The organism is Microvirgula sp. AG722, from assembly GCF_003269145.1.
Classification (GTDB): domain Bacteria; phylum Pseudomonadota; class Gammaproteobacteria; order Burkholderiales; family Aquaspirillaceae; genus Microvirgula; species Microvirgula aerodenitrificans.
This window is the reverse complement of the sequence record NZ_QLTJ01000001.1, coordinates 538,096-562,322: the sequence shown is the minus strand read 5'-3', so window position 1 is coordinate 562,322 and position 24,227 is coordinate 538,096. Positions and strand designations below refer to the sequence as shown.

The window sequence follows — 24,227 nt, the reverse complement described above, 5'->3', positions numbered from 1 at the left end:
ACGGCCATGATGTTGGATTGGAAACACGTTAACACAGGAAAAACCCTCATGACGCAACTCGTGATCGCCAGCCGCGAGAGCCCCCTGGCGATGTGGCAGGCCGAGCATATCCGCGACCGCCTGACCGGGCTGTATCCGGACCTGCAGGTGTCGATTCTCGGCATGACCACCCAGGGCGACCAGATTCTCGACAAGACGCTGAACAAGATCGGCGGCAAGGGGCTGTTCGTCAAGGAGCTGGAACAGGCGCTGGCCGACGGTCGTGCCGACCTGGCCGTGCACTCGATCAAGGACGTGCCGATGGAGCTGCCGGACGGTTTTGCGCTGGCGGCGATCTGCGAGCGCGAAGACCCGCGTGATGCCTTCGTGTCCAACTCCTACGCCAGTCTGGCCGAACTGCCGCCGGGCAGCGTGGTCGGCACGTCGAGCCTGCGGCGCGAATGCCAGTTGCGCGCGCGTTTCCCGCAACTGGACGTCCGGCCGCTGCGTGGCAATGTGCAGACCCGGCTGCGCAAGCTCGACGAGGGCGAGTACGACGCGATCCTGCTGGCTGCGGCCGGCCTCAAGCGGCTGAAACTGGACGCCCGCATCCGCGCCGAGCTGTCACCGGCGGACAGCCTGCCGGCCGTGGGCCAGGGGGCACTCGGCATCGAGATCCGTGCCGGCCGGCCGGACCTGATGGCCTTGCTGGCGCCGCTGAATCACCCGGTCACCTACGCCTGCGTCAGTGCCGAGCGGGCCATGAGCCGGGCGCTGGGCGGCAGCTGCCAGGTGCCGCTGGGCGGCTACGCGACCCAGGACGGCGACCAGCTGACGCTGCGCGGTTTTGTTGCCACCACCGACGGCCGCACCATGCTGACTGCCGAAGTCAGCGCGCCGGCCGAGTATGCCGATGCGCTGGGTCGTGCCGTGGCCAGGAAGCTGCTGGACCAGGGCGCGGACGACATCATGGCGGCGCTGCTGGACTGAACCCCCGCGCCAGCGGCCCGGGAAACGCCGCCGACGGCGGTTTTCCGGGCCGGCGGCGCGGCGGGAATGTGCGGAAATGTCAATAAATGTGACATTCGATAGCGGTTTTTGCCGATTTCGACCCGGCGGGTTTCGCATGTAACAGGCACGAGCGCCGGCTTTTGCTATCATGACGCTTCTCGATCGATCCAGAATCGCGTTTTCAGTCCATGCTCAATCGCCGTCCCCGCCGTTCCATGAACCAGATCAATGTCGTCCCGTATATCGACGTCATGCTGGTCCTGTTGGTGATCTTCATGGTGACCGCGCCCATGTTCGCCCCCGGTGTCGTCAATCTGCCCTCGGTCGGCAAGGCGGCGCAGGTGGAAACCGAACCGCTGCAGGTCACCGTCGACAAGGACGGCCGCTTCGGACTGGCCGACAAGGGCAACAGCAGCCAGTTCGACGATCTGGCCGGGCTGACCTCGGATATTCAGGGCCGTCTGGCCGACGGCACCAACCGCCCGGTGGTGATCTCCGCCGACAAGACGGTCGCCTATGAAAAAGTCATGGAAGTGATGAGCGCGCTGCAGAAGGCCAAGGTCGAACGCGTGGGTCTGCTGGTCAAATCGGAGCAATAGCGCCGATGACGGCTGCCAATACCCGCAGCACGAGCTTTGCTGTTTCGCTCGGGCTGCATCTTTTCATTCTGCTGCTGCTGACGCTGTCATTCCACCCGGAAACCCGGACGGTGAATGCACCGCCGGCTGCGGTTGAACTGTGGAGCGCGCCGCCGATGACGCGCGGCGTCGTCATGCCCGACCCGACCCCGGCACCGGTGGTCGCGCCCGAGCCGACCCCGACCCCCGAACCCGATGTGACGCCGGAAGTCCGGACGCCGGACATCGCCGTGGCCAAGAAAAAACCGGAACCGCCGAAGCCCGAGCCCAAGCCGGAAAAGAAGCCGGAACCTAAGCCGGAAAAGAAACCCGAGCCGAAGCCGGAGAAAAAACCGGAACCGAAGCCCGAGGCCAAACCGGAAAAGAAAGCCGACGCCAAAAAGGCGACCCCGGCCGAGCCGGCGAAAAAGCCGGCGGCGAAGAACGCCCGTCAGGGCAGCTTCGACGTCGATGACGAGCTGGCCGACCTCGGCAGCACCAATACCAAAGTCCGGCCGAACAGCAACCGCACCCAGGCTGGCAGCAAGGATGGCGTGCCCGGCGGCAGTGCCGGTGGCATCGGCGCCGGCGGCAGTGGCGGCAAGGGCTACGAAGGACTGGTGGTGGCCCGCGTGCGGCCGCTGGTCCAGGTGCCTGACGGTCTGAACGGCAACCCGACGGCGGTGGTGCAGGTGACCCTGCTGCCGTCGCTGGAAGTCCGCGACGTCAAGCTGGTGCAGTCGTCCGGCAACCCGCAATACGATGAGGCCGTGCAACGCGCGGTCATGGCAGCCCGTACCTTCCCGGCGCTGCCCGCCGGCATGTCCTTCTCGGACGTGCGGGTGATGAAGCTGAAATTCCGACCGAAATAAGGATGACGATGCGCACTCACTGGCTGACCCGACTGTTCGTTCCCGTGCTGATGCTGTTGGCTGCGGGCGTTGCCCGTGCCGAAATGACGGTGGAAATCGTCGGCGGCGGTACCAACCAGCACCCGATCGCGCTGCCGGTGTTTGCCGGCGAAAACCTTGCCCCGGGTGGGCTGACCCCGATCATCCGCAATGACCTGGCGCGCACCGGCGTGTTCCGCTTCATCGATCCGAACAGCGTCGCCAACAAGCCGACCGAACCGGGCCAGATCGCCTATCCGGACTGGAAGACCGCTGGCGCGTTCTCGATCTCGGTCGGCAAGGTCCAGCAGCAGGGCGACAAGCTCGCCGTCAGCTTCTGGCTGATGGACGTCGCGCAGAAAAAACAGCTGACCGGCGGCAGTTTCTCGATTACGCCGCGGCAGAGCCGCCAGCTCGCCCATACCATCGCCGACATGATCTACCAGGCGATTACCGGCGAGCGCGGCATCTTCGGCACCCAGATCACCTATGTCAGCAAGTCGGGCCGCGACCACTACGAACTGCGGGTGGCCGATGCCGACGGCGCCAATGAACAGACCATCCTGCGCTCGAAGGAACCGATCCTGTCGCCGTCGTGGTCGCCGGACGGCGGGCGCATCGCCTATGTGTCGTTCGAGACGCGCAAGGCGGTGGTGTACGTGCACAACCTGGCTGCCGGCACCCGCCGCGCCGTGGCGAATTTCAAGGGGTCGAACTCCGCGCCGTCGTGGGCGCCGGACGGTTCCCGCCTGGCCGTCGCGCTGACGCTGCCGGGCAACACCCAGATCTACCAGATCAACGCTGACGGTTCCGGCATGCGCCGGCTGAGCCAGAACGCGTCGATCGATACCGAGCCGACCTATACCCCGGACGGCAGCCGCATCCTGTTCACCTCGGACCGCGCGGGCGGCCCGCAGATTTTCAGCATGCCGGCGGGTGGCGGCGCGGCGACGCGCCTCACCTACGAAGGCAACTACAATGTGTCGCCGAGCGTCAGCCCGGACGGCAAGAGCTTCACCTTTGTCCGCCGCGAAGGCGGCCGCTACCGGGTGATGCTCCAGGATTTCGGCAGCAGCCAGGCCAACTACGTGTCGACCACGCAGTACGACGAGTCTCCGAGTTTTGCCCCCAACGGCAAGATGATCCTCTATGCGACCGATCAGGGTGGTCGCGGCGTCCTCTATACGGTGACCCGCGACGGCAGTACCAAGACGCGCCTGGGGGCCACGGGAGACGTGCAAGAGCCTGACTGGGGACCCTTCCCGCGTTGACACCGGCCTCAGGCCGGCATGACTGACACGAGAATCGCCCTTCTACCGAATTCCTCGTCACATAACCAAAGCATAAAGGAGCCCTAGCGATGCTGAAGCAAACCCTCACCGCTGTTGCCGTTGCCGCCCTGCTCGCCGCCTGCGCAAGCACCAAGCCGGCCGATTCCACCAACGCCAATGCCGGCGCCAACGCCGGCAACGGCGGCGCTGTCGCCGGCGGCACTGCCGGTCAGCAGATCGATCCGCTGAAGGACCCGAACAACGTGCTGTCCAAGCGCAGCGTGTTCTTCGGCTTTGACAGCTCGGCCGTCAGCAACGAGTACAAGCCGGTGGTCCAGGCCCACGCCGAGTACCTGAAGCAGAACAGCAACCGCAAGGTGCAGATCCAGGGCAACACTGACGCCCGCGGCAGCCGCGAATACAACCTGGCACTGGGTCAGCGCCGTTCGGAAGCCGTCAAGCAGATGATGCGCGTGATCGGCGTGCCGGAAGCCCAGCTGGAAGCCGTCAGCTTCGGCAAGGAAAAGCCGCGCGCCACGGGTAACACCGACGCCGACTTCGCCGCCAACCGTCGCGCCGACGTCGTTTACGACGGCGAGTGATCGCGTGCCGGCATCCTGATGCCGGCTGTGTTGCTGCCGGTCCCGCCCGCCGTTCGCGGCCCGGGACCGGCCGGCAATTCCCCGACCCGGATGCGGCTGTGGCAACATCCGGGTTGTTCGTTTTTACAGCGACCCTATCCGCCCATGATCCGACGCCTCCCTATTGCCCTCCTGCCGGTGCTGTTGGCCGCCGGCTGCGCCTCGACCACCGATCTCGACGTGACCCGCGCACAGATCGTGCAGCAGCAGCAGCGGCTGTCGCAGATCGAAACCAAGATTTCCAACGACAAGCTGCTCGACATGATCAATCAGGTCGGTTCCCTGCAGGCCGAAGTGGCCAAGCTCAAGGGGGACGTCGAGGTGCTGAACTACAATCTGCAGACCACGCAGAAACGTCAGAACGACCTGTACAACGACCTCGACCAGCGTCTGACGCCGCTGGAAGGCAAGACCGCCGCCACGCCGGCGCCGGGTGCCGACAGTGCCGCGCGCACTGACGACGGTGAGGCCGCCGCCGCACCGACGCCGACCGCCGATCCGGTCGGGGCCGAATACGACAAGGCGCTGGCGCAGCTGCGCAACCGCAATTTCAAGCAGGCGATTCCGGCGCTGAAGACCTTCATCAACGCCAATCCGACCGCGAAGCAGACACCGGACGCCCGTTACTGGCTTGGTGTCGCCTATAACGCCGAGCGCCAGTTCCAGCCGGCGATCGATACCTACCAGCGCTTTATCGAACTGAGCCCGACCCATGCCAGGGTGCCGGATGCCATGCGCAATATCGGCGGCTGCCAGCGGGATCTTGGCGACACGGCACGGGCGAAGTCAACCTGGCAGCAGCTGATCAAGAAATATCCGAACAGCGATGCCGCCCAGAAGGCGAAGCAGCAGCTGTCGGCACTGAAATAGACCGATGACGGCGTACGTGCGCGACGAGACGCCGGCTGATGCCGGTGCCATTGCCGCCGTGGTGACGGCCGCGTTCGACGGCCACCCGTACAGCGATGGCACCGAGGCAGCGCTGGTGACCCGGCTGCGTGCGGCCGGCGCACTGAGTGCCAGCCTGGTGGCGGTGGATGAGGCCGGCGAGGTGATCGGTCATGTGTCCAGCTCGCCGGTGGTGCTCGATGCCGATACCGGCGGCTGGGAAGGACTGGCGCCGCTGTCGGTGCATCCCGACCACCAGCGGCGCGGTGTCGGCAGCGCGCTGGTGCAGGCGCTGTTCGGGCGCTTGCGCGCGCAGGGTGCCGCCGGCGTGGTGGTGCTGGGCGATCCGGCCTACTACCACCGCTTCGGCTTTGCCGCCCGCGACGGGCTGCGCTGCGAGTTCGACGTACCGGCCGGTCACTTCATGGCCATGGCGCTGACGGCGAGCGTCGTGCCGGCGGCCATCGTCCACTTCCATCCCGTGATTGCCGCCAGTTGATGCGCCTGCTGCGTGCGCTGGCCGAGTTCGTCGTGCTGTTCGTCGGCCTGCTGCTGTATATCGTGATCGGCGTGCCGCGCGCGCTGTGGCAGGGCTGGCGCCGACGCTAGACGTCGCCGTCCTGCGCCTTCGGCAAGCGGGTGACCAGCAACTGGTCGATCTTGTAATTGTCGATGTCGACCACTTCGAACTTGTAGCCGGCGAAACTGACGCAGTCGGTCCGTTTCGGGATCTTGCGCAGCATGTACATCATGAAACCGGCCACCGTTTCGTAATGCTCGTCATCGGGGAAGGCATCGATGTCGAGCACGCGCATCACGTCGTCGATCGGCGTCACACCATCGACCAGCCATGACAGCTCGTCACGCTGAACGATCTGCTCTTCCTCGACGCTGACCAGATCGCCCATTACCGTGCTCATCACGTCGTTCAGCGTGATGATGCCGACCACCAGCGCATATTCGTTCAGGATCACGGCGAAATCCTCGCGCGCGCTCTTGAAGCGCGACAGGATCTCCGACAGCGTCAGCGTGTCCGGGATCAGCAGGGCCTGGCGCACGGTCGGTTCGGTCTTCAGCGAAATGCTCTGGCCGTTCAGCGCGCGCACCAGCAGATCCTTGGTATCGACATAGCCGACCACATTGTCGATTGCATCGTCGCAGACCAGGAACTTCGAATGCGGATTGGCGGCGATGGTGCGGCGGATCAGGTCGTTGTCGGCCAGCAGCGGCAGCCAGACGATGCTTTCGCGTGCGGTCATCGATGACGACACGGTCCGGCTTTCCAGCTCGAACACGTTTTCAATCAACTGGTGTTCGCCGGCGTGCAGCACGCCGGCCTCGGCGCCGGCTGCCATCACGGCGATGATATCGTCCGAGGTGATGTCGTCGGAGCGGGCCATCGGCACCTTCAGCAGGCGGAAAATCAGGTTGGCCAGGCCGTTGAACAGCCAGACCAGCGGCATGCACCCCTTCACGCAAGTCAGCATCGGCCCGACAATGCGCACCGCGATCAGTTCGGGGAACAGCAGGCCGAGCCGTTTCGGCAGCAGATCGGCGATCAGGATGAACAGGCTGGTCACGGTCAGGAACGACAGCACAAAGCCGATGGCGGCGACTTCCGGTCCCTGATAGAACAGGCTGACCAGCCGGGCGTAATACGGCGTGAATGCCGGTTCGCCGACGATACCGCCGAGAATCGCTACCGCGTTGACGCCAATCTGCACCACGGTAAAGAAATGGCCCGGCTTTGCCTGCAGGTCCAGCACGCGCTGGGCATTGACCATTCCTTCATCCGCCCACTGGCGCAGCCGGATCTTGCGTGCCGCCGCGAGCGAGATTTCCGAAATGGAAAAAAACATGCTGACGGCAATAAGGGCGGCGATAAGGAGAAGTTGCTGCAGAAAGCTCATAGGTAAGTCCGGGTCCTGTCCGACAGGGGGTCAATACCCATTCGGGAGTGCGTTGGAGACGACTACAGCATAACGTCGGATAGCCGGGTGCAGTCAATTTTCGGATGCCTGTCCGTGCCGTCGCTGGGTATCATCCGGGTTCGATCTTCCTGTCTGCGGATGCGCCATGTCCTGTGTCCTGTGTGAAACCCCGTCCTCGCCATTGCTGTTCGAAGACGCCCGGCTGCGCGTCATCCTGGTCGACGACGAGCCCGATTACCCCGGCTTCTGCCGGGTGCTGTGGAAGGCGCACGTGCGCGAGATGACCGACCTGGCCGCTGCCGACCGTGCCCACCTGCTCGACTGGGTGCTGCGGGTCGAGGCCGCGCTGCGCGCCGAGCTGAATCCGGACAAGATCAATCTGGCCAGCCTCGGCAATGTGGTGCCGCACCTGCACTGGCATGTGATTCCGCGCTTTGCCGATGACGCCCATTTCCCGGCGCCGGTCTGGGCCGCACGCCAGCGCGATGGCGTTGCCCATGACGTCGACGGGCTGGCGGCGCGGCTGCGCGCAAGACTGTCTGCAACGGAATAAGTTCGCCAGCGTCTACAATAGCGAACTTTCCGCTGTCGGCTGTCCGGTTTCTGATGTCCAAATCGTTATTTCTGTTCGCGGCCTGTTGCGTCGCGACGCTTGCCGCCTGTTCCGAACAGCAGGCGCGCGACCTGGCCCATGGTGCAATCGAGGAAGGCTCACGCCTGATCAGCGAACAGGTCGGCGAGTGGCTCGGCAAGACGCTGGACGGCGCGCTGACACCCGCCGCCGATCCGTCCGAACCGCAGGCGGTCGAGCTGGTGTCCGGCAACAAGGCCGTCGGCCATCGCAACTTCGTCAATGCCAAGAAAATCCTGCCGCGCATCTATGCCGGCATGGAAGAAGATTTCTACTGCGGCTGTCGCTACAGCGGCAAGGAAGTCGATGCCACCAGCTGCGGCTACCGGCCGCGCAAGAATGCCGAACGCGGCCAGCGCATCGAATGGGAACACGTGGTGCCGGCCTGGGTGCTGGGCCACCAGCGGCAATGCTGGCAGAACGGCGGTCGCAAGCAGTGCACGAGCAGTGACCCGCTGTTCCGGATGGCCGAGGGTGACCTGGTCAATCTGGTACCGGCGGTCGGTGAAGTCAACGGCGACCGCAGCAACTTCCCGTACAGCGTCTGGGCGCGCAACCCGGCGCCGGTGTACGGCAGTTGCCGGACGGTAGTCGACTTCCGCCTGCGCCGCGTGCAGCCGCGCGAGGAAGTGCGCGGGCGCATTGCGCGCATCCAGCTGTACATGCACCAGCGCTACCGGCTGCGCCTGTCCAGCCAGGACCGGAAACTGTTCTGTGCGTGGGCGAACGCGTATCCGGTCGATGACTGGGAGCTGCGCCGCAACGAGCGGCTGGTGCGCTGGCAGGGGGAAGGCAACCCGCTGGTCGGCGACACCACCCGTCTGGCGGCGCTGTGCGCGGCAGGCTGATCAGTCGGCCAGCAGGGCATCCCAGCGCGGGCCGAGCAGGCTGCGCTTGATGGTCGCATAGGCACGGCGGTTCTTCTTGGCCAGCTCTGCGGCCATGGCCAGCGAGGCCGGCTGCAATACGTCCGGCGCATGGGCGGCTTCGACCAGGCCGAGGCGGGCAGCTTCCTCGCCGCCGATGCGGGCGCCGGTCAGCGCCAGACGGCGGCGTACCGCCTCGCCGGGCAGATTGTTCACGCAGGCGACCATGGTCGGCGACAGCGCCAGGCCGAGATCGACCTCCGGGAAACACAGGAAGCCCCGGTCGGCGCGCATGGTACGGAAATCGCAGGCCGAGGCAATCAGCGCACCACCGCCAAAGGCGTGGCCGTTGATGGCCGCCAGCGTCGGGCAGCCGAAGCGGGCCAGACGCTGCAGCAGCTGGTCAAGCCGCGGCACGAAGGTGTTCAGCAGGAACGGCATGCCGCCCTGACTCTGGATATAGTCGAGATTGATGCCGTTGCTGAAGAATTTCTCGTCGTCCGCCGTGATCAGCAGCGCGACATTGCCGCTTGCCGCTTCGACCGTATCGAGATGGGCGTTGAACTCGTCGAGCGTGCTGTCATTGAGCATGTTTGACGCGTCGGCGTTCTGGAACGTGAGGACAAAAACGTCGCCGGTGCGGTCGAGGCGGAGTTGCGGCATCGGGGAATCTCCTTTGTGGATATCGATCCATCATGCCTCAAACGGTCGTTTGAATACAAGCGCAGCGCGTCGGAGGGCAATCGCTTGATAGAATGGGCCCAAATTACCTAATCCATGGCTAAGCAGACAGATGAACTCCGAATTTCTGGCCGGTCTGAACCCGGCGCAGCGCGAAGCGGTGACGACCCCGCATTCCGCACTGGTGCTGGCCGGCGCGGGCAGCGGCAAGACCCGTGTCCTGACCACGCGGATCGCCTGGCTGATCCGCGAGGGACTGGCCAGCCCGGCCGGCATTCTCGGCGTGACCTTTACCAACAAGGCCGCGCGGGAAATGCAGACCCGTCTGACTGCCATGCTGCCGGTCAACCCGAAACAGATGTGGATCGGCACCTTTCACGGGCTGGCCAATCGCCTGCTGCGCCTGCATCACCGCGACGTTGGCCTGCCGGCGACCTTCCAGATCCTCGACAGCCAGGACCAGCTCGCGGCAATCAAGCGGTTGCTGAAGACGCTGCAGCTGTCGGATGAGACCTACCCGCCGCGCCAGGTGATGTCGTTCATCAACGGCAGCAAGGAAAAGGGGCTGCGGGCGGACCGCTTTGCGCCGGCCGATCACTTCGAGGTCAAACTGACGGAAATCTGGCGGGAATACGACCGCCAGTGCCGGCGCGAAGGCGTGGTCGACTTTGCCGAGCTGCTGCTGGCCTCGTACGAACTGCTGTCCGGCAACACCGCACTGCGCCAGCATTACCAGAGCCGCTTCCGTCATATTCTGGTCGATGAATTCCAGGATACCAACCGCCTGCAGTACGCGTGGCTGAAATGTTTTGCCGGCGACGACAACACCGTGTTTGCCGTCGGTGACGACGACCAGTCGATCTACGCGTTCCGCGGCGCCGAAGTCGGCAATATGCGCGACTTCCTGAGCGACTACGCGGCCGGCGAGCCGATCCGGCTTGAACAGAACTACCGCTCGACATCGCGCATCCTGGCCGCCGCCAATGCGGTGATCGCCAACAACCGGGGCCGGCTCGGCAAGACGCTGTGGACCGATGCCGGCGAAGGCGAGCAGATCCGCGTCTACCGCGGCTGGAGTGATGGCGAGGAAGCCGAATTCATCGCCGAGGAGGCGCGGGCGCTGAAGCGCGAAGGCGTGTCGCTGGCCGACGTGGCGGTGCTGTATCGCAGCAACGCCCAAAGCCGGGCGCTCGAGCACGCGCTGTTCCAGGCCGGGCTGTCGTACCGGGTCTATGGCGGGCTGCGTTTCTTCGAGCGCCAGGAAATCAAGCATGCGCTGGCCTACCTGCGCCTGCTGGCCAACCCGGCTGACGACAATGCGCTGCTGCGCATCATCAACCTGCCGGCGCGCGGTATCGGTGCCCGCACGGTGGACGGCATCCAGATGGCGGCCCGCGACAGCGGCGACAGCCTGTGGCAGGCCGCCTGTCAGGTCGGGGGCCGTGCGGCGGCCAGCGTTGGCCGTTTTGTGCTGCTGATCGAAGAACTGCGCACCGCGGCCGACACACTGGGCTTTGCGGAGCTGGTCAGCCACGTGATCGACGCCAGCGGCCTGACCGCGATGTACCAGGCGGACAAGGACGGTAGCGAACGGCTGGAAAACCTGAGCGAACTGGTCAATGCCGCCGTGTCCTTCGTCCCGGACGATCCGGCACAGGCGATGGTCGAATTCCTTGCCCACGCGTCGCTCGAATCGGGTGACCACGAGGCCGCCGCTGGCGAGGAGGCGATCACGCTGATGACCGTGCATGCGGCCAAGGGGCTGGAGTTCGACAGCGTGTTCCTGACCGGGCTGGAAGAGGGACTGTTCCCGCACGAGCAGAGCTTTGCCGATCCGGACGGGCTGGAGGAAGAGCGAAGGCTGTTGTATGTCGCCATTACCCGCGCCCGCCGCCGGCTGACCTTGAGTTATGCTCAGACCCGCATGCTGCACGGACAGACACGCTATCCGCTGCCATCGCGCTTTCTGGACGAATTGCCCCCCGAACTGCTGCATCCGATCAATATCGAACCGGTCGTGCGCAAGCCGGTCGAAACGGCCGCCCCGTGGGCACCGACCGGGCGCAAGACGCGCACACCGGTCAGGACAGCCGCCCCCGAATGGGTCGGCGGTTTCCGGGTCGGCCAGACCGTGACTCATCCGAAATTCGGCCTGGGTGTCATTACCGACGCCGAGGCTGGCGGTGGCGAGTCGCGGGTAGAAGTGAATTTTCAGGACGCAGGACGTAAATGGCTCGATCTGCGCTACGCCAAACTGTCCGCTGTGTGAGATCCCTATGACCGATGACAAGCCCAACCGAAACAACGCCAGCTACCAGTCCATTTCCAGCGTCAAGGCGGCCAAGATCGCGCCGCGCGACGACAATCTGTACGCGAAGAAGCTGTTCCTGATTATCGACAACGTGCCCGAGATGCAGCGGGCGGTGTCGATGACCCTGTCGACCTTCGGCGCCAACAAGGTCGAGTACGCGACGCGGATCTCGGATGCATTCAACAAGCTCGGCCGCTTCGACTTCGATGTGGTGCTGTGCGACTACGACCTCGGCAACGGCTATGACGGCCTGCACCTGCTGGAGGAAATCCGCGAGCGCAACCTGATCAAGCAGTCTTGTGTGTTCATGATCGTGACCGCCGAGGCCCGCATCGAGCGGGTGGTCAGCGCGGCGGAACTGTCGCCGGATGCCTATCTGCTGAAGCCGTTTACCGGCGAGCAGTTGCGGGTGCGGCTCGAACGGGCGATGCGTCGCCGCGATGCGCTGCGCGTGGTCGACCAGTCGATCATGAAGGACGAGTACCTGAGCGCGATTTCCGAATGCGACAAGCGCATTGCCGCGCGCGATGAATTCCTGCTCGACTTCATGAAGCTGAAGGGCTCGCTGGAACTGAAGATCGGCGACTATCTCGGCGCGCAGAGCCTGTATCGCGACGTGCTGAAGATCAAGGCGCTGCCGTGGGCCAAGCTGGGTCTGGGCAAGACGCTGGTGTCGACCCGGCAGTACGACCAGGCGCGCGAGCTGTTCGAGGAAGTGCTCGAGGAAAACTCGCGCGTGATGGAGGCCTACGACTGGCTGGCGCGCATCTACGAAGCCAAGCACGACACGGCCAACGCCAAGAATACGCTGGCGACCGCGACCGACCTGTCGCCGGTGGTGGTGCGCCGGCAGAAGAAGCTTGGCGAGGCGGCGATGCAGGATGGCGACTTCGCCACCGCGCAGCAGGCGTTTACCCGCACCATCGACCTGGCCAAGTATTCGACCTACCGCTGTCCCGAGGATTATGCCGCGCTGGCGCGGGCGCAACTGGCGTCGAACGACGGCAAGGCCGCGCAACAGACCGTTGCCAATCTGCGGCGCGAATTCCGCAATGACCCGGTTGCGAACTGGGTTTCGACCGTGGTCGAGAGCGAAGTGGCGACCCAGGCCGGCCAGCCGCATCGCGGTCGCGAACTTCTTGATGACGCAATCGAAAAATATCGCGATCTGTCGCCTATGCTGAATGAAAACGCGCGTCTGGAACTGGTTCACGCCTGCTACAAGAGCGGGCGGGAAGACGCTGCGGTTCACGTGGTGCAGCAGATGGTGAAGAACAACCATGACGACGAGTTGCTGCTGGAACGGATCGAACAGGTTTTCAATCAGGTTGGTCGTCCGGAAGCAGGCAAGCAGCTGATTGCAGAGAATGTCCAGTCGGTCGTTGATCTCAACAACGAAGCAGTCCGGCTGGCGCAGTCCGGTGAAATCGAGGAAGCGGTGGCCCTGTTCAACAAGGCGGTGGACGAATTGCCGTCCAATTCGCAAATCATGCTGAACGCGGTCAACGCCATTCTCGCTTTCGTTCACCGCAAGGGCTGGCACGAAAGTCATGTGGCGAGGGCGCACGAATTACTCGAACGCGCCCGCCGGGCCGACCCCGCAAACGTCAAGTTCCAGCGCCTGCTTGTTGCCTATCGAAATCTCATCGAAAAGCACGGCAAAACCCAATGGATGCTCTGACCGCAATCGTTATTGACGATGAACCCCAGGCCCGCGAGCGGTTGACCCTGCTGTTGGCGGAGGCCGGTGTCGATGTGGTGGCGACACTGGCCGACGCCGGCGCGGCGCTTGACTGGCTGGGCAGCAACGGCAATCGCGCCGATGCCGCCTTTGTCAATGTCCAGATGCCACGAATGGATGGCGTCACCCTGGCCGGCAAACTGGCGGCGCTCCCCCATCCCCCCGCGATTGTGTTCGCGTCTTCCCAGCCACAGCCGCCTGCGTTCGCTGTCGACGGCCTGACCGTCGACCATCTGCTGAAGCCGGTGCGGCGCGACCGCCTGGCCGCCGTGCTGGCGCGGCTGATGTCGCGCCCGTCGTCCCCGGCGGGCGGCGCACCGGGGCACTTCAGCGTGATCGAGCGTGGTCATGTCAGACTGGTGCCGATCGAATCGGCGCTGTATCTGAAAGCCGAGCTCAAATACGTGACCCTGCGCACCCTGACCGGCGAGCACCTGCTCGACATGCCGCTGACCCAGCTCGAGGAAGAGTATGGTGACGCCGTGGTGCGCGTGCATCGCAACTGCCTGGTACTGCGGCACGCCATTGCCGGATTCGAGCGCAATACCGACGGCGCCTGGTATGTGATGCTGAACGGCTCGCCCGAGCGCGTGCCGGTCAGTCGCCGGCAGCAGTTCGTGGTCAAGCTGTTCCGCTGATCCGTTCCGGCTCTAAGTGTGACTTAAGCGCCCGGATCAAGAATCAGGAGCCGGCAGATCCGGTTTCCGGCAGGGCGTTCCGCTCCGCAGCCCGGGACCGGGGCTTGAAATCCTGCCCGGTCGACAGCATTCAATACCGGAGATATCCGGCACGGAGAAAAGTCCACAATGAGCAACAACTGGTTGAAAACCACCATTCTGATGGCAGGGATCATGGCACTGTTCATGGTCGTCGGCGGCGCCATCGGCGGCCGGGGCGGCATGCTGATTGCCTTCCTGGTCGGCGGCGGCATGAACCTGTTCGCCTACTGGAATTCCGACAAGATGGTGCTGCGCATGTACAACGCGCACCAGGTCGACGCCAGCACCGCGCCCGAATTTTACGGCATGGTGGCGGAACTGGCGCAGCGCGCCGGGCTGCCGATGCCCAAGGTCTACATCATCGACGAGGAGCAGCCGAACGCGTTCGCGACCGGCCGCAATCCGGAGAACGCCGCCGTGGCGGCCACCACCGGCATCCTGCGCCTGCTCGACTATCGCGAACTGCGCGGGGTGATGGCCCATGAACTGGCTCACGTCCGCAACCGCGACACGCTGATTTCGACCCTGTCCGCCTCGGTGGCCGGTGCGATCTCCGCCCTGGCCAATATGGCGATGTTCGCGTCGATCTTCGGCGGCCGTGACGACGAGCGCGGTTCCAACCCGATCGTGATGCTGCTGGTGTCGATCCTGGCGCCGATCGCCGCATCGCTGATCCAGATGGCAATTTCCCGTACCCGCGAGTTTGGCGCCGACCGCGGTGGTGCCGAAATTTCCGGCGATCCGCTGGCGCTGGCTGCCGCGCTGCGCAAGATCGAGTACTACGCGCAGGGGCGCTTCATGCCGGCGGCGGAGGCCCATCCGGAAACCGCGCAGATGATGATCATCAACCCGCTGGCCGGTGGCAGCAGCATCAGCGAGCTGTTCCGTACCCACCCGCAGACCGACGAGCGCATTGCCCGCCTGGAAGCGATCGCGCGCGGCGACTGGTCGTGACTGCCATCGCGCCGTATAATCCAAACTATTGATTATGAAAGCAGCCACGGGCAACCGTGGCTGTTTCTTTTGCCATGTACCAGAATCAGCTGCTCGCCGCCCGGATCCTCGACACGACCCTGGACGGTCACAATCTCAACGACGTGCTCGGCCGGCTTGCCGCCGGGGTCGACGGGCCCGAACGCGCCCAGTTGATCGACCTGACCCATGGCGCGCTGCGCCGTTACGGCAGTCTGCGCGCCCGCCTCGACCGGCTGCTGTCGCGACCGCTGACCGAGCCGCTGATCGACCGGCTGCTGATCGTCGCGCTGTACCAGCTGGAAGCGACGCGGGCGGCGCCGTACGCCGTGGTCGACCATGCGGTCCGTGCCGCCGAGAAACTCTCGCCGCGGCTCAAGTCGCTGGTCAACGCGGTCCTGCGCAATGCGCAACGGCGCAAGGACGAACTGGATGCCGAGCTGACGCGCGACCCGGTCGCCTTCTGGAACCACCCTGAATGGTGGATTGCCCTGGTGCGCCAGGCCTGGCCGCGTGACTGGAAGAAAGTGCTCGACGCCGCCAACCAGCATCCGCCGATGACGCTGCGGGTCAACCGGCGCCAGATCAGTGCCGATGGCTACCTGCATGAACTGGCCGATGCCGGTATCGAGGCCGAGTCGCTGGGCGGCGATGCCGTGCGCCTGCTGCGGCCGGTGCCGGTGGACCGCCTGCCGGGTTTCCAGAGCGGACGGGCCTCGGTACAGGACGCGGGCGCCCAGCGTGCCGGCAGCTGGCTGGACGTGGCCGACGGCATGCGCGTGCTCGATGCCTGCGCCGCGCCGGGCGGCAAGACCGGTCAGTTGCTGGAATGCCACACCCTGGATCTGGTGGCGCTGGACCACGACAGCGAGCGCCTGCGCCGGGTGACCCAGAACCTCGAACGGCTGTCGCTGCAGGCGACGCTGGCGACCGGTGACGCGGGTGCGCCGCAGGGCTGGTGGGATGGCCGGCCGTTCGACCGCATCCTGGCCGATGTGCCGTGCTCGGCCTCCGGCGTGGCACGCCGTCATCCGGACATCAAGTGGAACCGCCGCTCGAACGATATCCGCGCCTTTGCCGCAACGCAGCGCCGCATCATGGACGCGCTGTGGGGTCTGCTCGCCCCGGGTGGTAAAATGCTTTACGCTACCTGTTCGATTTTCCCGGGGGAAAACCGCGAACAGATCGACGCGTTCCTTGCCCGTCATGACGACGCCGGCCTGGAGGGCGACGAGCAACTGCTGCCCGACTCCGACCATGACGGTTTCTATTACGCCAGGATCGCCAAGCGCTGAAAGGCTTTGCATGTCCCGTGGCCTTGCGCTACTCCTGACCCTGTTTCTTTCGCTCGCGGCGCTGATGCCGCTGGCGGTTCACGCCGCCGATCCGGCGCCGGTCGAATCCAGGATCGCGCAACTGGTCATCAGCGATGGCGCACTGGCCGTCAACAGCCGTTTTGCCCTGCACCTGAACCCGACCCTGTCTGATGCGCTCGAACAGGGTGTCATGCTGACCTTTCGCCTCGATTTCGAACTGACCCGCCCACGGACCACCGCCTGGTGGCGCTCGCTGGGCGACTGGTTCGAGCCGACCGCCACCCAGCGCTACCGACTGTCCTGGCACCCGCTGACCCGGCAGTACCGCGTCGGCATCGGCCAGGGCAACCTGTACCTGAGTTTTGCCCGGCTTGACGACGCCCTGGCCATCATCGGCTCGGCGCGCAGCTGGCGTGTGCTGCCACGCTCGGTCGTCGGTCGCTCGCCGCTGAAAGACTTCGCCGGTCGCATCCGGCTGACGCTCGACACCACCCGGCTGCCGAAGCCGTTCCAGCTGAACATCATCAAGTCGAACGACTGGGCGCTGGATTCGGACTGGATTCCGCTGACCAGCGGGCAGGGCGAAGGAGACGACTGATGCGCCCCTGGCTGATTGCGCTCGGCGTACTCGGGCTGGGCCTGCTGTACCTGCTGGCCATTGCGTCCGGCAGCACGTCGAGCCTGACCGATTACTACTGGTGGATTTTTGCGCTGAACGGGCTGCTGGTGCTGGGGCTGGTGGCGGTGCTGGGGCGCGAGCTGTGGCGCATGCGCCGTGCCGTGCGCGAACGCGTGTTCGGCGCCAAGCTGACGCTGCGCATGACCAGCATGTTCGCGCTGGTGGCGGTGCTGCCGGGCATTCTCGTGTTTACCATGTCGGTCCAGTTCCTGAACCGCAGCATCGAAAGCTGGTTCAACGTCCAGGTCGAAAGTGCGCTGGACCGCGGGCTGAACCTCGGCCGCTCGGCGCTGGATGCGCTGCTGGCCGATCTGGCCGCGCGCAACAGCGTGGCCGCCCGCGAACTGGCCAACGCCACGCCGGCCCTGCAGGCCGAACGGCTGGACCGCCTGCGCTCACAGCTGGGCATTCGCCAGCTGGCGCTGTTCGACAGCCGCGACCGGCTGATCGCCTATTCGTGTCCGGACAACAACATGTCGCCGCCTCCGCCGCCGGCGGCGAGTTTTGGCGGTGCGCTGGATGCGACCAGCGAGTGGCGCGGCATCGAGGGCGGCGGCGGGGCGACGCTGCTGCTGAAAGTGGCCCAGCGCATCAACCGCATCGGCTACGGCGATACGGTCACGCTGGTGGCCGTGCAGCCGGCGCCGCAGCAGCTGGCGGTCGATGCCGAGCAGGTCGAAGCGACCCGGGCCGATTACCGCAAGCTGGTGCTGGCGCGGGACGGGCTGAAGGAGTTCTACCGGCTGACGCTGTCGCTGACCCTGCTGCTGTCGCTGTTTGCGGCCGTCGGGCTGGGGGCATTGCTGTCGCGCCGGCTGTCGGCACCGCTGTCGGCGCTGGCTGCCGGCACGCGGGCGGTGGCCCAGGGCGACTTCTCGCGCCAGCATCCGATCTACCGCCGCGACGAGCTCGGCATCCTGACCGCGCTGTTCAACCGGATGACGCGGCAACTGGCCGATGCCAAGCAGGCGGAAGAGGCCGCGCGCGAGCAGATCGAGGCCAACCGCGCCTATCTGGAACGCATTCTGGCCGCGCTGTCGAGCGGCGTGCTGGCCTTCGATGCCGACCTGCGGCTGACGGCTGCAAACCAGAGCGCGTCGCGCATTCTCGACTGGGACCTGAACATGCTGGCGCTGACGCCGCTGCCGGAATGGCTGGCGTGGGCACCGGCGCTGGAAGCCTTCGTGTCGTCGGTCTACTCGAGGCTGGACCGTGACGAAAGCGACTGGCAGCAGCAGATCGAACTCAGCGACGGCCGGCTGCTGCTGGTGCGCGGCGGCCTGCTGCCGGATGGCGCCGGGCGGGTGGTGGTCTTCGACGAAGTGACCGATCTGGTCCGTGCCCAGCGCGATGCGGCCTGGGGCGAGGTTGCCAAGCGGCTCGCCCACGAGATCCGCAACCCGCTGACACCGATCCAGCTGTCGGCCGAACGGCTGGCGATGAAGCTCGGCAACAAGCTCGATGCGCACGACGCCGATTTCCTGCAACGCTCGACCGATACCATCATCAAGCAGGTGGCGGCGCTGAAGGGCATGGTCGACGCCTTCCGCGACTACGCGCGCGCGCCGGCCAGCCGGATGGCGGCCACCGACCTGAATGCGATCGTGCGCGAAGTGATGATGCTGTACGAATCCAACCCGTCGGTACGGATGGATCTCCACGACGGCGAACTGCCGATCCTGGCCGATGCCGCCCTGCTGCGCCAGGTCATACACAATCTGGTCGTGAACGCGCAGGATGCCACGCTTGACGTTGCCGAGGCGATCATAGAAATTAGGACGTTCATTGCAGATCAACAAGTTGTGATGACGGTGACCGACAATGGCGCCGGCTTCCCGCCCGAAATCCTGCCGCGCGCATTCGATCCCTATGTCACCAGCAAAGCCAAAGGCAGCGGCCTGGGGCTGGCGGTGGTCAAACGAATCATTGAAGAGCATAAAGGCAGTATCAGTGCCGGCAATGTGTCGCCCCATGGCGCACAAATGCGGGTGATGCTGCCCCTATCGGAGACACCATGCGTAGCAGTGACATCCTGATCGTTGACGACGAGGTCGGCATTCGAGAGCTGCTTTCCGAGATCCTGCTCGACGAAGGCTATACCGCCGCCGTGGCCGAGAACGCCGAAATGGCCCGGCAGTTGCGCAACCAGGTGCGCCCGGCGGCCGTGCTGCTCGATATCTGGATGCCGGATTGTGACGGCGTCACCCTGCTGAAGGAGTGGGCCAAGTCCGGCCAGCTGAACATGCCGGTCATCATGATGTCCGGTCATGCCAGCATCGACACCGCGGTCGAGGCGACCCGCATCGGCGCGTTCGATTTCCTCGAGAAACCGATCGCGCTGGCCAAGCTGCTCAGCACCATCCAGCGTGCGCTGAAGTATGGCGACATGCAGGCGGCGCAGGCGCTGGACCTGAACAAGCTCGGCAAGAGCGCGCCGGTCCAGGAACTGAAAAAGAACCTCGAACGCGTTGCCGCGCTGAAGACGCCGGTGCTGCTGTCCGGCGAGCCGGGGGTCGGCTTCGAGCTGGTCGCGCGCTTCCTGCATGCGCAGAATACGCCGTGGGTCACGGTCGCCAAGCCGGAGACGCTGGCGGATGCGCCGCTCGACCTGCTGCAGAAAGCCAACAACGGCGTGCTGTGGCTGGGCGACATTGCCTACCTGAACAAGAAGGCGCAGCAGGGGCTGCTGTTCCTGCTGTCCAAGCTTGATCGCTACAACGCGCGCGTGGTCTGCGCCTGCAGCCGGCCGCTGTCCGACCTGCTGGTCGATCCCGAGTGCGACAACCGGCTGCTGACCACGCTGGCCAGCGTGATCGTGCCGATTCCGGCGCTGCGCGAGCATGCCGAGGATATTGTCGATCTGGCCAACCAGATCGTTGCCGAACTGGTCGAGAGCAAGCAGACCCCGCTGAAGCGCTTTACCACGGCGGCGCTGAACGCGTTGCGCCAGTACGAGTGGCCGGGCAACCTCGAACAGCTCAAGGGCATCGTCAAGAGCCTGGCGCTGACGGTCGAGGACGACGAGATCGACGCGCCCGACGTCCTGCGCGTGCTGTCGCAGTTCAAGGTCGAGAAGCCGATCGAGGAGCTGGGCTTTGACTTCAACCTGCCGCTGCGCGAGCTGCGCGAACAGATCGAGCGTCGCTACTTCGAGCATCACATCTCGCTGGAGAAGGGCAATATGAGCCGCGTGGCGCAGAAGGTCGGGCTGGAACGCACCCACCTGTACCGCAAGCTCAAGCAGCTCGGCGTGCGCTTCCAGCGCAAGGTGGTCGAGGAAGCCTGACCCTCCGCCGAATGGCGGACTGCGCCAGACGGCAAAACCCGGCACAATCCCGGCATGGACGACACGCAACTGATCCGCTATTCGCGGCATATCCTGCTGCCCGAGATCGACATCGACGGCCAGCAGCGCCTGCTCGACAGCCACGCCCTGATCGTCGGTGCCGGCGGCCTCGGCAGCCCGGTGGCGCTGTACCTGGCCGCCAGCGGCATCGGCACCCTTACCGTCTGCGATGACGACGATGTCGATCTGACCAATCTGCAGCGCCAGGTCGCGCATGCGACCGACCGCATCGGCGTCAACAAGGCCGCCAGCGCGCGCCAGTGCATGCTGGAGCTGAACCCGGACATCGTCGTGCACGACGTGGCCGAGCGGCTCGATGGTGCGGCGTTGCTGGCGCGGGTGGCGGCAGCCGACATCGTGCTCGACTGCTGCGACAATTTCGCCACCCGGCATGCAGTCAACCGTGCCTGCGTCGCCACCGGCACGCCGCTGGTTTCCGGCGCGGCGGTGCGCTTCGACGGCCAACTCGCAGTGTTCGACTACCGCCAGCCCGACATGCCGTGCTATCACTGCCTGTTCCCGGACGAGGGCGATGCCTCCGACGGCCCGTGTGCGCTGTTCGGCGTGCTGGCGCCGCTGGTCGGGGTCATCGGCAGCCTGCAGGCGATGGAGGCGATCAAGCTGCTGGCCGGCATTCCGTCGGAGGCCGTCGGCCGCCTGCAGCTGCTGGACGGCAAAAGCGGTGAATGGCGGCGCATGCGGCTGGTCCGCGACCCGGCCTGTCCGGTCTGCGGCACACAGGCTGCCGTTCCTTGATCTGGTGGCCTACAACCGGCGCGCCGAACGCGCGATAATCGGCACTTCATTGCGGCGGCTGGCTTGACCGGACCGCCGTTCGTCTTGTCTGGAGAATTACATGCAGTCGGTCATTCACGCCGCCACGCGCATCGTGGTCAAGGTCGGTTCGAGTCTGGTTACCAACGATGGCGCAGGGCTGGACCATGCCGCGCTGGATCGCTGGGCCGGGGAAATCGCCGACCTGATGCGGCGTGGCAAGGCGGTGGTGCTGGTCAGTTCCGGCGCGGTCGCCGAGGGGGTCAAACGCCTCGGCTGGAACGCCCGTCCGACGGCGCTGCACGAGAAGCAGGCCGCCGCCGCCGTGGGCCAGATGGGCCTGTGCCAGGCCTATGAACAGGCGTTTTCCGCCCACAACCTGAAAACCGCCCAGGTGCTGCTGACCCATGAGGACCTGACCCACCGTACCCGTTATCTGAACGCGCGCTCGACACTGAACACGCTGCTGGCGCTGAACGTGGTGCCGATCATCAACGAGAACGACACCGTGGTGACCAGCGAAATCCGCTTTGGCGACAATGACACGCTGGGCGCGCTGGTGACCAACCTGATCGAAGCCGATGCGCTGGTGATCCTGACCGACCAGCGCGGTCTGTACACCGCCGACCCGCGCAGCAACCCGGCGGCCGAGTTCGTCCATGAGGGGCAGGCCGGCGACCCGGCGCTGGAAGCCATGGCCGGCGGCGCCGGCAGCAGTGTCGGCACCGGTGGCATGCTGACCAAGATCCTTGCCGCCAAGCGCGCCGCGCGCAGCGGCGCCGCGACCGTGATCGCCAGCGGGCGCGAAGCGAACGTGCTGTCGCGGCTGGCTGATGGCGAATCCATCGGCAGCCAGCTGGTGGCGACCTCGGACCGGATGATCGCCCGCAAGCAGTGGCTGGCCGACCACCTGCGGCTGGCCGGTGCGCTGGTGCTCGACCGTGGCGCCGTGCGCGCGGTGGGCGAGCAGCACACCAGCCTGCTGTCGATCGGCGTCAGCGAGGTGCAGGGCGACTTCCTGCGCGGCGATGCCGTGGCCTGCGTCGACGAGGACGGCAACGAAGTGGCGCGCGGGCTGGTCAACTACTCGTCTGACGAGTCGCGGCTGATCATGCGCCATCCGACCCGCGATATCGAGGCGCTGCTCGGCTATGTCGGTGAACCGGAACTGATCCACCGCGACAACATGGTCAACGTCTGACGCTGCGCCGGACGTCCGATGCAGGCACTGCGGCCGTCTGTTGACGGCCGCGTCGGCATGTCCCCCCGTTTTTCCCACCCACCCCGCCGGCCCGGCCCGCTCCGGGCTATGCCGGCACAGGAGCCCACCATAATGAAGAAGCTCGTTCTCGCCGCCACGATCGTTGCCCTGTCCGGGAGCGCCCTGGCGAGGGATGTGCTGCGCGTTTTCAACTGGAACAACGAAATCGCCCCGGTGACGATCAAACGTTTCGAGGCACAGTGCAAGTGCGATGTGCAGGAAGACTATTACGGCGACAGCGAGGAAATGCTGGCCAAGCTGGCCGCCGGTGCGACCGGCTACGACATGGTCGTGCCGACCACCTATGCGATGCAGGCACTGATCAAGCAGGGCAAGACCCAGCCGCTGGACCGGGCGAAACTGCCGAACTTCGCCAACCTGAATGCCGGCTACCTGAAGCTGAATGCCCCGTTCGACCCGGGCAATGCCGTCGGCGCGCCGCTGCTCGCCAGCATTACCGCCCTTGGCTACAACAGCGAGAAAATGCGCGCCCTCGGCATTCCGACCGACAGCTGGGCAGCGGTGTTCGATCCGAAATACCTGGGCAAGCTCAAGGGACGGGTGACCGTGCTCGACAGCCAGCGCGAGCTGATGAGCGCGGCACTGATGTATCTGGGGCGTGACGCCAACAGTACCAGCCCGGCCGACCTGCAGGCCGCCGCCGCGGTGATCCGCAAGGCCAAGCCGTACTGGGCCGCGTTCAACAATCAGAGCTATATCAAGGAACTGACGGTCGGCAATATCTGGCTGGTGCACGGCTTCACCAACGACTTCTTCCAGGCGATGCACGATGCGAAGGCAGCGAAGCGCAACTTCACCATCGGCTACAACCTGCAGAAGGAAGGCAATATCCTCGGGCTGGACAACCTGGTGATCCTGAAGAACGCGAAGCGTCCGGACCTGGCGCTGCAGTTCATCAACTTCCTGCTGGACGGCAAGAATGCGGCCGACGTGTCCAACATCATGGGGTCGGTCAACCCGAACCGGGCAGCGCTGAGCTACCTGCAGCCGGAGATCAGGGCCAACAAGGTGATCATGGCCGATCCGTCCCGCGACAGGCTGGTACTGCTGAAGGACCTTGGCGCAAAAGACCGGCGCGAGCTGAACCGGTTGTGGACCGAAATCAAGGCACGCTGAGACGGACCTGAGGCCGGGGCGCCGACGGCATTCAGCCCGCTGGTGCCTCCGGCTGCGCCGGTCAGGCGGCGATCGCCTGGTCGATCAGCTGTCTCAGTTCCCTGAAATCGGGTTCGCCGAGATAGCGCTTGATCACCTGGCCGTCCTTGCCGACCAGGAAGGTCGACGGGACCAGCTGGATGCCGCCCCAGGCCTCGGCCAGCTTGCCGTCGCTGTCGAGCACGATCGGGAACGGCAGCTTGTTCTCGGTGACAAAGGTCTGCACGTAGTTGGGCGGGTCGTAGTTCATCGCCACGGCCAGGGTTTCGTATTTCCCCTGCGGCGCCAGCTGCTGGTAGATCTGCCTGAATTCGGTCATTTCCTTCACGCAGCCGGGACAGCTGGTGGCCCAGAAATTGACCAGCACGACTTTGCCTTTCAGCGAGTCGGTCGTCATCTTCCGCGCATCCATCGACGTGTAGGTCACCGATGGCGCCGGATCGCGGCTGGTCAGCGCATAGCCGGCCACGGCCACAACCGCGAGCACCAGGACGGCGGCAATCGCCTTCTTCATTCAGATTCCCCT

General features: G+C 65.3%; 23 protein-coding genes. 20 read left to right on the top strand and 3 right to left on the bottom strand.

Annotated elements, in window-relative coordinates; translation table 11 throughout:
• Window positions 1-48 precede the first annotated feature (48 nt).
• From hemC to DFO50_RS02650, 7 genes are all read left to right on the top strand, one after another.
• Window positions 49-969, top strand: coding sequence for a hydroxymethylbilane synthase (gene hemC / locus DFO50_RS02680; RefSeq protein WP_107888903.1), 921 nt, complete (start codon window positions 49-51; stop codon window positions 967-969).
• 236 nt (window positions 970-1,205) lie between these two features.
• Window positions 1,206-1,589 carry a protein TolR gene (gene tolR, locus DFO50_RS02675; protein ID WP_233495167.1) on the top strand — a complete coding sequence of 128 codons (384 nt, stop codon included), beginning with the start codon at window positions 1,206-1,208 and terminating at the stop codon, window positions 1,587-1,589.
• Window positions 1,590-1,594: 5 nt separating this feature from the next.
• On the top strand, window positions 1,595-2,479 hold the full coding sequence (locus DFO50_RS02670; protein WP_036385481.1) for an energy transducer TonB: 885 nt from the start codon (window positions 1,595-1,597) through the stop codon (window positions 2,477-2,479).
• A gap of 2 nt (window positions 2,480-2,481) precedes the next feature.
• Complete coding sequence (gene tolB / locus DFO50_RS02665; RefSeq protein ID WP_084299909.1) at window positions 2,482-3,768, top strand: Tol-Pal system beta propeller repeat protein TolB; 1,287 nt, start codon at window positions 2,482-2,484, stop codon at window positions 3,766-3,768.
• Window positions 3,769-3,857: 89 nt separating this feature from the next.
• Window positions 3,858-4,370 (top strand): peptidoglycan-associated lipoprotein Pal, encoded by a 513-nt coding sequence (pal, locus tag DFO50_RS02660; protein WP_028498578.1) that lies wholly within the window; start codon window positions 3,858-3,860, stop codon window positions 4,368-4,370.
• A 144-nt stretch (window positions 4,371-4,514) separates the two neighbouring features.
• Entirely contained in the window at window positions 4,515-5,279 is a 765-nt protein-coding gene (gene ybgF, locus DFO50_RS02655; RefSeq protein WP_233495166.1) for a tol-pal system protein YbgF, read from the top strand.
• Between the two features lie 4 nt (window positions 5,280-5,283).
• Window positions 5,284-5,796: a GNAT family N-acetyltransferase gene (locus DFO50_RS02650; RefSeq protein WP_107888901.1), complete on the top strand. Its 513-nt coding sequence runs from the start codon at window positions 5,284-5,286 to the stop codon at window positions 5,794-5,796.
• A gap of 106 nt (window positions 5,797-5,902) precedes the next feature.
• Here DFO50_RS02650 and DFO50_RS02645 read toward each other — a convergent pair whose 3' ends face one another.
• On the bottom strand, window positions 5,903-7,207 hold the full coding sequence (locus DFO50_RS02645) for a hemolysin family protein (RefSeq protein ID WP_028498575.1): 1,305 nt from the start codon (window positions 7,205-7,207) through the stop codon (window positions 5,903-5,905).
• Window positions 7,208-7,373: 166 nt separating this feature from the next.
• Here DFO50_RS02645 and DFO50_RS02640 point away from each other — a divergent pair, with 166 nt between their 5' ends.
• Window positions 7,374-7,781, top strand: coding sequence for an HIT family protein (locus DFO50_RS02640; protein WP_028498574.1), 408 nt, complete (start codon window positions 7,374-7,376; stop codon window positions 7,779-7,781).
• 53 nt (window positions 7,782-7,834) lie between these two features.
• Window positions 7,835-8,707, top strand: a complete 873-nt coding sequence (locus DFO50_RS02635) for an endonuclease (protein WP_084299907.1) — start codon at window positions 7,835-7,837, stop codon at window positions 8,705-8,707.
• Here the strand turns inward: DFO50_RS02635 and DFO50_RS02630 are convergent, their stop codons facing one another.
• Window positions 8,708-9,388, bottom strand: a complete 681-nt coding sequence (locus tag DFO50_RS02630) for an enoyl-CoA hydratase/isomerase family protein (RefSeq protein WP_112691984.1) — start codon at window positions 9,386-9,388, stop codon at window positions 8,708-8,710. It lies immediately after the preceding gene.
• A gap of 130 nt (window positions 9,389-9,518) precedes the next feature.
• On the opposite strand from DFO50_RS02630, the gene DFO50_RS02625 reads away from it, so the two are divergent.
• The 11 genes from DFO50_RS02625 (at window position 9,519) to DFO50_RS02575 (ending at window position 23,662) form a co-directional block, all read left to right on the top strand.
• A complete protein-coding gene (locus DFO50_RS02625) occupies window positions 9,519-11,675 on the top strand; it encodes a 3'-5' exonuclease (protein WP_028498571.1) in 2,157 nt (718 codons plus the stop codon).
• A 7-nt stretch (window positions 11,676-11,682) separates the two neighbouring features.
• Window positions 11,683-13,398, top strand: a complete 1,716-nt coding sequence (locus tag DFO50_RS02620; RefSeq protein WP_028498570.1) for a response regulator — start codon at window positions 11,683-11,685, stop codon at window positions 13,396-13,398.
• Window positions 13,386-14,096: a LytTR family DNA-binding domain-containing protein gene (locus tag DFO50_RS02615; RefSeq protein ID WP_028498569.1), complete on the top strand. Its 711-nt coding sequence runs from the start codon at window positions 13,386-13,388 to the stop codon at window positions 14,094-14,096. The genes DFO50_RS02620 and DFO50_RS02615 overlap by 13 nt, the downstream gene beginning before the upstream one ends.
• Window positions 14,097-14,264: 168 nt before the next feature.
• On the top strand, window positions 14,265-15,131 hold the full coding sequence (gene htpX, locus DFO50_RS02610) for a zinc metalloprotease HtpX (RefSeq protein WP_028498568.1): 867 nt from the start codon (window positions 14,265-14,267) through the stop codon (window positions 15,129-15,131).
• A 74-nt stretch (window positions 15,132-15,205) separates the two neighbouring features.
• Complete coding sequence (gene rsmB / locus DFO50_RS02605; RefSeq protein WP_112691983.1) at window positions 15,206-16,444, top strand: 16S rRNA (cytosine(967)-C(5))-methyltransferase RsmB; 1,239 nt, start codon at window positions 15,206-15,208, stop codon at window positions 16,442-16,444.
• A 10-nt stretch (window positions 16,445-16,454) separates the two neighbouring features.
• Window positions 16,455-17,063 (top strand): DUF4390 domain-containing protein, encoded by a 609-nt coding sequence (locus tag DFO50_RS02600; protein ID WP_036385479.1) that lies wholly within the window; start codon window positions 16,455-16,457, stop codon window positions 17,061-17,063.
• A complete protein-coding gene (locus DFO50_RS02595; protein ID WP_028498565.1) occupies window positions 17,063-19,180 on the top strand; it encodes an ATP-binding protein in 2,118 nt (705 codons plus the stop codon). Before DFO50_RS02600 ends, DFO50_RS02595 begins: the two co-directional genes overlap by 1 nt.
• Window positions 19,159-20,430, top strand: coding sequence for a sigma-54 dependent transcriptional regulator (locus DFO50_RS02590; RefSeq protein ID WP_028498564.1), 1,272 nt, complete (start codon window positions 19,159-19,161; stop codon window positions 20,428-20,430). The genes DFO50_RS02595 and DFO50_RS02590 overlap by 22 nt, the downstream gene beginning before the upstream one ends.
• Before the next feature lie 54 nt (window positions 20,431-20,484).
• Window positions 20,485-21,246 carry a molybdopterin-synthase adenylyltransferase MoeB gene (locus DFO50_RS02585; RefSeq protein WP_112691982.1) on the top strand — a complete coding sequence of 254 codons (762 nt, stop codon included), beginning with the start codon at window positions 20,485-20,487 and terminating at the stop codon, window positions 21,244-21,246.
• Window positions 21,247-21,346: 100 nt separating this feature from the next.
• The gene (gene proB, locus DFO50_RS02580) at window positions 21,347-22,465 is read left to right on the top strand and encodes a glutamate 5-kinase (protein WP_028498562.1); all 1,119 of its coding nucleotides are present in this window, start codon (window positions 21,347-21,349) and stop codon (window positions 22,463-22,465) included.
• Window positions 22,466-22,597: 132 nt separating this feature from the next.
• Window positions 22,598-23,662: a PotD/PotF family extracellular solute-binding protein gene (locus DFO50_RS02575; RefSeq protein ID WP_107888899.1), complete on the top strand. Its 1,065-nt coding sequence runs from the start codon at window positions 22,598-22,600 to the stop codon at window positions 23,660-23,662.
• 61 nt (window positions 23,663-23,723) lie between these two features.
• Here DFO50_RS02575 and DFO50_RS02570 read toward each other — a convergent pair whose 3' ends face one another.
• Window positions 23,724-24,215 carry a peroxiredoxin gene (locus DFO50_RS02570; protein ID WP_112691981.1) on the bottom strand — a complete coding sequence of 164 codons (492 nt, stop codon included), beginning with the start codon at window positions 24,213-24,215 and terminating at the stop codon, window positions 23,724-23,726.
• Window positions 24,216-24,227: the final 12 nt, after the last annotated feature.